Consider the following 9,858-nt stretch of genomic DNA (forward strand, 5'->3'; position numbering starts at 1 on the left):
GTTTCTGCCCGGGCGCACGGCCGGGAAACGGCGGGGCCCGGATCACCCCGGGCCGTGGGGCGCCGCCGCGGCGCGGCCGGACTCGATGGTGCGCAGGTCCGCCGTCAGCGAGTCGAGCCAGGCCGTCGTGGCGAAGTAGAGGAGCCCGGCGTCGGGCGGCGCCGCCTCGGCGGATCCGGGCAGCTCCGGCATCCCGGGTCCTGCGGCCCCGGGACTGCCCGGCGTGCCCGTCGTCCCGCCCGGACCGATCCTGTCGCGGGTCCCGTCACCGGTCCCGTCACCGGTCCTGTCCCGGATCCCGTCACGGGTCCCGTCATCGTTCCCGTCAACGCTCTTGTGCGGGGCGTCAGCCGCCACCGCCGCCCGGCGCAGTCCCGCCGCCACGCGGGCCGCGTAGTCACCGAGCTGCGCCGCCTCGCTGCGCGCGAGCGGCTTCCCGTCCGCACTGCCCAGGACCCGCCCCGCGCCCCAGAGCACGTGGTGCCCGGTCATCACCGTGGCCTGCCAGTCCGGGCAGCGCCCGGCCGGGCGCTGCGTCTCGCTCTGGTACTGGGCGTAGGCGGACTCGGCCATGACCAGCGTGATCCGGACCCGGTGCTCCGCGTCCGGGACCTGCGCGTGCCCCCGGGGCGCCGTGACCACGGCGGTGGTCGACTCGACGTCGTCGGCGCAGGCGCGCAGCAGTCCGGCCACCGCCCGGCCCAGTTCGTCGTGGGCCCCCCGCGGCCAGGCCAGGATCCCGCACACGATCCCGATGGCACTGCCGATGGTCACGTCGAGGAAGCGCACCTCGGCCAGCTGCCAGGTGACCGAGGACAGCTGGGCGAAGACGACGGCGACGACCAACGTGAACAGCGCCTGCGCCCAGCCCACGCCCCGCACGGGCCCGATGGTGAACGTGAACAGCATCAGCAGCGGGAGCACGATCGCGTACACCAGGGTCTCCCCGCCGGTCAGGGCGAGCACGGTACCGGCGGCGAGCGCGCCCAGGGAGGTGCCGATCAGCGCGGTACGCACGGTTCCGCGAGTCTGCACGGCGGTGGTCCGGGTGAGGCTGATGACCGCGAGCATCGCCCAGAAGCCGTGCGGGAGGGAGTCGAGCCCGGCCACGGTACGGGCCACCGCGAGGGCCAGCGCGATCCGTACGGCGTTCTGGAAGTGCACGGACCGCGGCCCGGTGTGTGCGGCGATCCGGTGCCACCACAGCTGCACGGTGTTCTGCCGGACGTACCAGAACCGGTCCGCCGCGTCCCCCTGCGGGTGCGCGCCGCGCCCTTCCACGGCGATCTCCGCCGCCGCGCGCAGCGCCACCGCGGCGTCCGCGACCTCCAGCAGCGCGGCCTGCCGGCGGCGGGACTCGGGCAGCTCGGCCGGCGTGCGCGAGTTCCGGGCGCGCAGGCGGAGCAGTTCCGTCGAGTTCGCGACGGGCCGCCGTCCGTCGCGCAGCAGTGTGGAGCTTCCGGTCGCCGATTCGCGGACCGCGCCCAGGAGGTCGAGTCCGGCCCGTCGCGGCTCCCGTCCGGGAGGCGGTGCGGGCAGGTTGCGCAGCCGCGAGAGCAGGGTGCGTGCGGCCAGCCCGGTGTGGGCCAGCGCCCGCTCGCGCAAGCCCGGCCCGGCGGGGCGTTCCGCTTCCGGGACCCGGGAGGACCGCAGTGCCTCGGCGGCCATCTGGGCGCGGTCGGAAGCGGAACCGGTCAGGACGTAGGGCGGCCGCTCCAGGGCGGCGGCGCAGCGGGCCGCCTCGGCCACGGACCCCGCGGCCCGCTCCGCGTACGTCGGCACCCGGGGGTCCGGCAGCACCCACGCCTCGGCAAGGATCAGCAGCAGGAGGCCGGTGAGGGTGCCGCCGAGCCGCTCGTCGAGGGTGTGCGGGGCGTACGGCGGGAAGCTCGGCAGGATGTACAGCAACTGTAGCCCTGCTGCGGCGCCCGCCGGCCGGGGTCCGGCCGCTGCCGAGAAGGCCACGCAGAAGCCGATGACGGCCATCCCGAGGACGGCGCTCCAGGTCCGCACGGCGAGGAAGGTGCCCAGGATCACCAGGACGCAGGCCACCGGCAGCAGCCTGACCATGACCGCGGCGCGCTGGCGGCCGGTACCCGGGATCCGGGAGAGGCCGGCCAGGGAGACGGCGCCGAAGAGGGCGTAGGTGGCGCTGACGGGCAGGCCGAGTCCGTACAGGAACAGGTAGAAGCCGGTGCATGCGGCGAACGTGGTCCGGACGGCCCGGCGTGCGGCCGCCGGCAGGGCGCCGGTGCCCGTACGGAGTTCCCCAAGGACTCGCACGGTTTCAGAATCCCATGGGATGCGGCGCGGCTCTCGGCGTGGGCGCCGCGGGCCCCGGAGCTCAGGGGCGGGTGTTCCAGCCCGCGATCACGGGCAGTCCGTGTTCGGTGGACAGGATGCTGACCGTTCCGGTGCGCAGCAGGAAGAGCCGGCCGTCCTGCGGGGGCAGGCCGAGGTAGCGGGCGGTCAGGACGCGCAGGAAGTGGCCGTGGGCGACGATGACGGCGTCGCCGCGGTCCTCGGCGAGCACCTCGGCGGCCCGGGCCAGGGCGCGGTCCGCGCGGGCTCCGACCTGGGCGGCGTCCTCGCCGGGGTGTTCGGCGTCGCCGGGAGGGACGCCGTCGGTCCACAGGGACCAGTGCGGCCGGGTCCGCTGGATCTCGGCCGTGGTGACGCCTTCGTAGCCGCCGTAGTCCCACTCGTACAGGTCGGGGTCGGTGACACCGCCGGTCAGTCCGGCGAGCTCGGCCGTGGCGACGGCGCGGCGCAGCGGGCTGGTCAGCACCAGGGCGAAGTGCCGGTCGCGGAAGTACGGGGACAGCGAGATGGCCTCCTCGACGCCGGCAGCGGTCAGCGGCACGTCGGTCCGCCCCGTGTGGCGCCCGGTGGCGCTCCATGCCGTCTCTCCGTGCCTCACCAGCAGCAGGTCGCTCATTCTCCGGACCCTAAGCCTTCCGGCATGTCTGCGCCGGAGGATCCGCACCGCATGTCACTGTCGGGCGTCATGGACGTGAGACCGCATCCCCTGCGGCCGCCGCCGCTGACCGTGCTGCTGGTCGCCCTGACCGCCGTGACCGGGATGATCGAGGCGGTCAGTCTGCTCGCTCGGACCGGTGTTCACGGCGATGCCGACCGGCACCGTGCTGTTCCTTGCGTTCGGGGCCGCGCGGCAGGGGAGCCTGCCCGCCCTGGCGCCCGCCGTGTCGCTGGCCGGTTTCGCCGCGGGGGCGGTGGGTGGGGCCCGGCTCGAAGCCTTCTCGGAGGTGCTCGGGCGGCGCTGGTTCGTGATCGGCCTGGCGATCGAGGCGGGGCTGATCCTGGCCGCGGCGGGCACCGGGTGGAGCTTGGCGCCGCGCTACGGGGGCGCCGACCGGGCGGCACATGGCGGTGGCGGCGCTGCTGGCCGCGTCGATGGGGATGCGCAACGTCACGAGCATGCGGGTGAACGTGCCCGGGCTGCCGACCACGCCGGTCACCCGCTCCATGACCGCCTTCCTCGGAGGTTCGCCCTGGGGCACGACAGCGCCTTCAGGTACGGGACGGCGGCCTGGGTGCGGCGGGCCGCGGCCGTCCTCGCGATGTCGCCGGAGGGCTGGCGGGCGCGCTGCTGGTGCGGGCCGGCTGGCCGGTGAACGGGCTGCTGGCGGTGCCGGGCACGGTGGCGCTGGCGCTGCCCTACCTGCCCCGGCCCCGGCTGCACGCGCTCTGAGAGGTCGGGGTGCGGCGCGGCGGCAAAACGATGCGCAAACGCTGCGAGTGGCCGGTCGGGTGCGGGGTGACGAGGCTCGGGCCATGGACGAGAAGGAGCGTGGACAGCGTGTCGCGCGGGGGCCCGCGTCGGATGCGGCGGCGGGTTCCGCGGCAGGTTCCACCGCGGGCTTCACAGCGGGCTTCGCGGCGGGCTTCGTAGCGGGCGACGAGCGCTGCATGGAGGCGGTCTACCGGCGCTGGCGGCCGCTGGTCCACTCGCTCGCCCAGCGGTCCCTGGGCGACGAACGGGAAGCCGAGGACGTCACCCAGCAGGTGTTCCTCGCCGCCTGGAACGGCCGGCGCCGCTACCGGCCCGGCCCCGGCGGGCTCGGTGCCTGGATCACCGGCATCACCCGTCACAAGGTGGCCGACGCCCTGGAAGCGCGGACCCGGCGGAACCGGGCGGCGGCCGCCGCGGGCGCGGCCCCCGGTGCGACCGGCCGCCCCGGGAACCCGCCGCGGCAGGAGTCGGAGCAGGTCCTGGACCGGGTCGTGATCCTCGGGGAGCTGGCCAGGCTGCCGTTCGAACAGCAGCGGGTACTGCGCCTCGCCTTCTACGCGGACCTGACGCAGACGCAGATCGCGGACCGCACCGGGCTGCCGCTGGGAACCGTCAAGAGCCATATGCGGAGGGCTCTGCACCAGCTGCGCCGGTCGCTGCCCGCGGCGGTGCCAGCGATTCGATGACCGCGAGGCCCGAACGCAGCCCGTACAACCGCTCGGTGCGCGGGGCCGGCGCGTCCGAGCTCCAACCGGGTCCGGCGAGCAGCACCACCGAGTGGGCGCGGGCGCCGCGCAGGCCCCACTCGATGCCGGCCACCGACCGCACCAGGGCCGGGTCCGCGGTCGTACGGGACTGCGCCCACAGGACGACGGCCCGCGGGCCGGTACGCCGCACGGCGTCGTGCAGGGCTTCGGCGGGCAGCGCGGCACCGAACATCCTGGCGGGCAGGCCCCCTTGGCCGAGGGCGGCGGTCAAGGCCTCGATGGGCAGGCTGTGCTGCTCCCCGGGGACGCAGGCCAGGAGTACGGGCGGGGTCCGGGGCGGCTCCGGCACGGGCCGGATCCGGTGGAACGCCGCGGAGATCTGCCAGGACAGCAGGTGTTCGACCTCCACGTAACGCTCCCCGGCGGAGGCCCATTTGCGGCCCACCGCGTGCAAGGTCGGTGCGATGACCTCCTCCCAGGCGGTGACCAGGCCGTGCTCGGCCAGGGCCGCCTCCAGCAGGTCGGCCACGGTCGGCGCGTCCAGGCGTACGGCGGCCCGGGAGAGCCCCCGGCATTCCGGACGGACCGCCCCCAGCGGCAGGGCGCTGGGCCCGCCGGGGGTCGGCGGCGGTGCCTGCGCTTCGGCGCGGTGGGTTCGGGGGGCGCCGCCGAGGGCCGTCCGGGCCGCCTCGGCCGGGGGCACCCCGTCGGCGGTGAGCCGGCACATCAGCTCCAGCCGGGCGATGTCCCGCGGGGTCCAGCGGCGGTGCCGCCCGGCCTCGCGGTGGGCCGGGCCGATCGCGTACCGGCGTTCCCACGAGCGCAGCGTGGTCGGTGACACCCCGAGGCGGCGGGCGACCGCGCCGGTGCTCAGCGCGGCGGCGGGCTGCTGGTGCTGCGGTGGTGTCGGCTGGGGTGGTGTCGGCTGGGGTGTCTGGGGCACGCGGTCCACCTGCTCACGATACGGTCCCGCGGCCCGGCAGCAGGCTCATTCGCCGCCCCGTCCCCGCCGGAACCGGTCGAGCCCGTCGGCGAGTTCGACGATCCGCTCCGGGTAGGCGTAGCGGGCCCGCTCCAGCCCGGGAAGCCGCCAGGGTTCGTGCACCTGCGGGGCGTCGAGCCCGGCCAGCTCCGGCACCCAGCGGTGCACGTAGCGGCCCGTGGGGTCGTAGCGCAGGCCCTGGCGCACCGGGTTGAGGACGCGGTTGGGCCGGGTGTCGGTGCCCGTCCCGGCGACCCACTGCCAGTTGAGCTGGTTGTTGGCGAGGTCCCCGTCCACGAGGAGGTCCAGGAAGTACCGGGCGCCGATCCGCCAGTCCACGTACAGGGTCTTGGCGAGGAAGCTGGCGGCGAGCAGCCGGCCCCGGTTGTGCATCCAGCCCTCGTGGCGGAGCTGGCGCATGGCCGCGTCGACCACCGGGTAGCCGGTGCGTCCGTCCTTCCAGGCCTCGATCTCCTCCTCAGCGGCAGCCCCGGTGCGCCAGTGGTCCCGGCGGTCGCGGTAGTCCCGTACGGCGGTCTCGGGCCGGGCGGCGAGCACTTGGTGGTGGAAGTCGCGCCAACAGATCTGCCGGACGAAGGCCTCGGCGCCGGGCCCGTCGGCGGCGGCGCGGGCACGGTGGACGGCCTCGGCGGGCGAGAGGGTCCCGAAGTGCAGGTGCGGCGAGAGCCGGGAGGTGGCGTCGCCGGCCAGGTCGTCGTGGGAGTCCTCGTAGCGGGAGAGGCCCGCGCGCAGCCAGCGCGTCAGGAGCTCGCGGGCCTCGCGCTCGCCGCCGCGCGCGAGGCCCGGGGAGACACCGGTGACGGACTCGCGCCGGGGCAGCGGGTCGGAGCCGATCCCGTCGGGCACGCGCACGGAGCGGGGGGCGGCGACGGGGGCGCGGGGCGGCAGTTCGCTCCAGCGGCGGAAGTACGGGGTGAACACGGCGAAGTGGTCGGATCCGGCGGGGAGCACGGCCCCGGGGGCGGCGACCGTGACCACGGCTTCGTGGACGTAGAGCCGCCGGCCCTCGGCTTCGAGGGCGGCGCGGAGCCGCTCCTCGCGGGCCCGGGCGTAGCCGCTGACCCCGGCCGCCATGTGGACCTCGTCGGCGTCGCACTCCTGGACGAGGGCGCAGACCTCGTCGACGGCGCCGCCGGAGCGCAGCACGAGGCGCCCGCCGCGTTCGCGCAGCCCGGCGTCGAGGTCGGCCAGGCAGTCGGCGAGGAAGGCCAGCCGGTTGGGCACGGCGAAGCCGGCCGCGTCGACGGCGCGGTCGCGGACGAAGAGCGGCACCACCCGGTCACAGGAGGACAGCGCAGCACGCAGCGGCGGGTGGTCGTGCAGGCGCAGGTCGGAGGTGTACAGCACCACCGCGACGTTCATGGCTTCTCTCGCTCCGCTTCCGGTCCGGGGGGACGGTCGTCAGCCACTACTTCGCCCTGTGGGGCGGGTTCGGATGCGGCGGGTTCGGACGCGGCCGGCTCGGACGCGGCCGGCTCGGATGGGGTGGTCGCGGATCCGGTGGCCGCGGATCCGGTGTCCCGGACTGTGGCGGCCTCGTCGTCCAGGTGGCTCGCGGCGCGGGCGATGTTGCGGGCCATGCCGCCGAACACGACGGCGTGGAACGGCGACACGCTCCACCAGTAGAGGTGGCCGAGCAGCCCGTGCGGATGGAACAGCGCCCGCTGCCGGTATCGGGCTCCCCGTGCCGGAGCCGGGGCGCCTCCCGGAGCCGGGGCGCCTCCCGGGGCCGGATCGGCGTACATCTCCAGCCAGGCGAGGCCCGGCAGCCGCATTTCGGCGCGCAGGCGCAGCAAGCTGCCCGGTACGACTTCCTCCACCCGCCAGAAGTCGAGTGAGTCACCCACCCGCAGCCGGGCCGCGTCACGTCGGCCGCGCCGGATGCCGACGCCGCCCACGAGCCGGTCCAGCCAGCCGCGTACGGCCCACGCCAGGGGGAACGAATACCAGCCGTTCTCCCCGCCGATGCCCTCCACCACGCGCCACAGCGCGGCGGGCGAGGCGTCGACGGCGAGCTCCCGCTCGTCGGTGTAGAGGCTGCCGCCCGCCCAGTCCGGGTCGGTGGGCAGGGGGTCGCTGGGGGCGCCGGGGAACCCGGCGGAGGACCAGCGGGTGGTCACGTTCGCCTCGCGCACCCGCTGGAGGGCCAGGGACAGGGCCAGGTCGAGGCCGATCGGGGCGCCGGGCGGATCGGGGACGTACCGTGCGATGTCGTGTTCGGCGCACACCACCTCGTGGCGCAGGGACTCGGCCAGCGGCCGGGCGAGCGCGGGCGGTACGGGAGTGACCAGGCCGATCCACTGGCTGGACAGCCGCGGCGTGAGCATGGGGACGCGCAGGATGAAGCGCGGCGGTAGCTGCGCCACGGTTGCGTAGCGGCGCATCATCACCTCGTACGTGACCACGTCGGGGCCGCCGATGTCGAAGGCGCGGCTCACCTCGGCAGGCATGGCGGCGCTGCCCACGAGGTAGCGCAGCACGTCGCGGACGGCGACGGGCTGGACCCGGGTGCCGACCCAGCTCGGCGTGACCATGATCGGCAGCCGTTCGGTCAGGTAGCGCAGCATTTCGAAGGAGGCCGAGCCGGAGCCGATGATGACGGCGGCGCGCAGGACGGTGGTCGGGACCCCGGAGTCGAGGAGGATCTCGCCGACCTCGGCGCGGGAGCGCAGGTGCGGGGACAGCTCGCGGACCGGGATGTCCACCGGGGTGAGCCCGCCGAGGTAGACGATGCGGCGCACTCCGGCCGCACGTGCTCGTTCGGCGAAGATGTGGGCGGCGGCGCGGTCGCGGTCCTCGAACCCGGATCCCCCGCCGAGCGCGTGGACGAGGTAGTAGGCCACGTCGATGCCCTGCAGGGCCGCCGCGACGGACCCGGTGTCGGTGGCGTCGCCGCGGACGACCTCCGCGCGCCCTGCCCAGGGGTGGTCGCGCAGCTTCTCGGGGGACCGGGCCAGACAGCGGACGCGGTGTCCGGCATCGAGCAGCTCGGGCACCAGGCGGCCGCCGATGTAACCGGTGGCCCCGGTGACCAGGCAGTGCAGACCGGTGGTGGCCTTCATCGCTGTCTCCGCTCCTCGTACGTGCGGTTCCGCAGGCGGCGCCCCCACAGGGGATTCCCGCGCAGGGACCGTTGCGGATGCACCGGGACGAAAAGGCGCTCCACTGGGCCATTGGTACAGTCGCGACATGGCGGTGGACGAACTCGACACCCGGATCCTGCGTCTGTTGATCGAGCAGCCGCGCACCAGCGTCCGTGAGTACGCGCGGATCCTCGGGGTCGCGCGGGGCACCCTCCAGGCCCGGCTGGACCGGCTGGAGCGCACCGGGGTGATCACCGGAACCGGTCCCGTGCTCTCCCCCGCGGCGCTGGGGCATCCGGTGTTGGCCTTCGTGCACATCGAGGTCACCCAGGGGCACCTGGACGAGGTCGGCGAGGCGCTGGCCGCCGTTCCCGAGATCATCGAGGCCTTTTCGATCACGGGCGGCGGGGACCTGCTGACCCGGGTGGCGGCCAGGGACAACGCGCACCTGGAGGACGTGATCCAGCGGCTGATCCGACTGCCCGGGGTGGTCCGCACCCGTACGGAGGTGGCGCTGCGCGAGCGCGTCGCGCACCGGCTGCTGCCGCTGGTCGAGTCCGTGGGACGGGCTGCACGCAAACCCTGACAGGATGGCCAGGACAGGCTCATGACCGGCAGGACGGGCAAAGCGGATGATTTCCGTCATATTCGATCTCGACGGCACCCTCGTGGACAGCGAACCGAACTACTACGAGTCCGGGCGGCGGACCCTGGCGCGGCACGGAATCCCCGATTTCACCTGGGAACAACACGCCCGCTTCATCGGCATCAGCACGCTGGAGACGCTGGAGGTCCTGAAGGACCGGTACGGGATCCCGGAGCCGGTGGAAGAGCTCCTGTCCGAGCAGAACGCCGCCTATCTGGAGCTGGCCCGGACCGGGACCGAGGCGTTCCCCGAGATGCGCAGGTTCGTGGAGCGGCTGCACACGGAGCGCGTCCCGATGGCGGTGGCGTCCGGGTCCTCGCGCGAGGCGATCGACGCGGTGCTGGCCGGAACGGGCCTGGACGCGCTGCTGACCACGGCGGTCTCGGCCGAGGAGGTGCCGCACGGCAAGCCCGCCCCCGACGTCTTCCTCGAAGCGGCCCGCCGGCTCGGCGCGGCCCCCGCCGACTGCGTGGTCGTCGAGGACGCAGCCCCGGGCGCGCAGGCAGCCCACGCGGCCGGCATGGCCTGCATGGCGATCCCGTACGTCCCCACCACCGCCGACGACCCGGCATTCGCGACGGCCGCCCTGCTCTTCCGCTCCGGGCACTCGGAGTTCACCGCGGAGACCGCCTACGCGTGGCTCTGCGAGCACCCGGCCGTCTGAA

General features: G+C 75.0%; 8 protein-coding genes and 1 pseudogene. 4 read left to right on the plus strand and 5 right to left on the minus strand.

Annotated features, from left to right (window positions below; all coding sequences use genetic code 11):
• Positions 1 to 42: 42 nt before the first annotated feature.
• Both OHA65_RS06370 and OHA65_RS06375 read right to left on the minus strand, forming a co-directional pair.
• A complete protein-coding gene (locus OHA65_RS06370; protein ID WP_405761489.1) occupies positions 43 to 2,283 on the minus strand; it encodes an FUSC family protein in 2,241 nt (746 codons plus the stop codon).
• 61 nt (positions 2,284 to 2,344) lie between these two features.
• Positions 2,345 to 2,938 (minus strand): histidine phosphatase family protein, encoded by a 594-nt coding sequence (locus tag OHA65_RS06375; protein ID WP_405761491.1) that lies wholly within the window; start codon positions 2,936 to 2,938, stop codon positions 2,345 to 2,347.
• A 175-nt stretch (positions 2,939 to 3,113) separates the two neighbouring features.
• Here OHA65_RS06375 and OHA65_RS06380 point away from each other — a divergent pair.
• Together OHA65_RS06380 and OHA65_RS06385 are read left to right on the plus strand one after the other, a co-directional pair.
• Positions 3,114 to 3,635, plus strand: a pseudogene (locus OHA65_RS06380) (DUF1275 family protein); the annotation flags it as partial.
• Between the two features lie 160 nt (positions 3,636 to 3,795).
• A complete protein-coding gene (locus OHA65_RS06385; protein ID WP_405761494.1) occupies positions 3,796 to 4,440 on the plus strand; it encodes an RNA polymerase sigma factor in 645 nt (214 codons plus the stop codon).
• Here the strand turns inward: OHA65_RS06385 and OHA65_RS06390 are convergent.
• The 3 genes from OHA65_RS06390 to OHA65_RS06400 are packed head-to-tail and all read right to left on the minus strand — an operon-like array spanning position 4,367 to position 8,526.
• Positions 4,367 to 5,404, minus strand: coding sequence for a MerR family transcriptional regulator (locus OHA65_RS06390; RefSeq protein ID WP_405761496.1), 1,038 nt, complete (start codon positions 5,402 to 5,404; stop codon positions 4,367 to 4,369). The genes OHA65_RS06385 and OHA65_RS06390 overlap by 74 nt on opposite strands.
• 45 nt (positions 5,405 to 5,449) lie before the next feature.
• Positions 5,450 to 6,826, minus strand: a complete 1,377-nt coding sequence (locus OHA65_RS06395) for a deoxyribodipyrimidine photo-lyase (protein ID WP_329312879.1) — start codon at positions 6,824 to 6,826, stop codon at positions 5,450 to 5,452.
• Positions 6,823 to 8,526: an SDR family oxidoreductase gene (locus tag OHA65_RS06400; RefSeq protein WP_405761500.1), complete on the minus strand. Its 1,704-nt coding sequence runs from the start codon at positions 8,524 to 8,526 to the stop codon at positions 6,823 to 6,825. Before OHA65_RS06400 ends, OHA65_RS06395 begins: the two co-directional genes overlap by 4 nt.
• A gap of 127 nt (positions 8,527 to 8,653) precedes the next feature.
• Here OHA65_RS06400 and OHA65_RS06405 point away from each other — a divergent pair, with 127 nt between their 5' ends.
• Positions 8,654 to 9,133, plus strand: coding sequence for an Lrp/AsnC family transcriptional regulator (locus OHA65_RS06405; protein WP_229342613.1), 480 nt, complete (start codon positions 8,654 to 8,656; stop codon positions 9,131 to 9,133).
• A 46-nt stretch (positions 9,134 to 9,179) separates the two neighbouring features.
• Positions 9,180 to 9,857, plus strand: a complete 678-nt coding sequence (locus OHA65_RS06410; protein ID WP_327282140.1) for an HAD-IA family hydrolase — start codon at positions 9,180 to 9,182, stop codon at positions 9,855 to 9,857.
• Position 9,858: the final 1 nt, after the last annotated feature.

This window comes from Streptomyces sp. NBC_00045 (genome assembly GCF_045041095.1).
GTDB lineage: Bacteria > Actinomycetota > Actinomycetes > Streptomycetales > Streptomycetaceae > Streptomyces.

Coding starts and splice junctions, on each gene's coding strand:
- OHA65_RS06375 (WP_405761491.1), bottom strand. CDS start 2,938: ATGAGCGACCTGCTGCTGGTGAGGCACGGAGAGACGGCATGGAGCGCC.
- OHA65_RS06385 (WP_405761494.1), top strand. CDS start 3,796: ATGGACGAGAAGGAGCGTGGACAGCGTGTCGCGCGGGGGCCCGCGTCG.
- OHA65_RS06395 (WP_329312879.1), bottom strand. CDS start 6,826: ATGAACGTCGCGGTGGTGCTGTACACCTCCGACCTGCGCCTGCACGAC.
- OHA65_RS06400 (WP_405761500.1), bottom strand. CDS start 8,526: ATGAAGGCCACCACCGGTCTGCACTGCCTGGTCACCGGGGCCACCGGT.
- OHA65_RS06405 (WP_229342613.1), top strand. CDS start 8,654: ATGGCGGTGGACGAACTCGACACCCGGATCCTGCGTCTGTTGATCGAG.
- OHA65_RS06410 (WP_327282140.1), top strand. CDS start 9,180: ATGATTTCCGTCATATTCGATCTCGACGGCACCCTCGTGGACAGCGAA.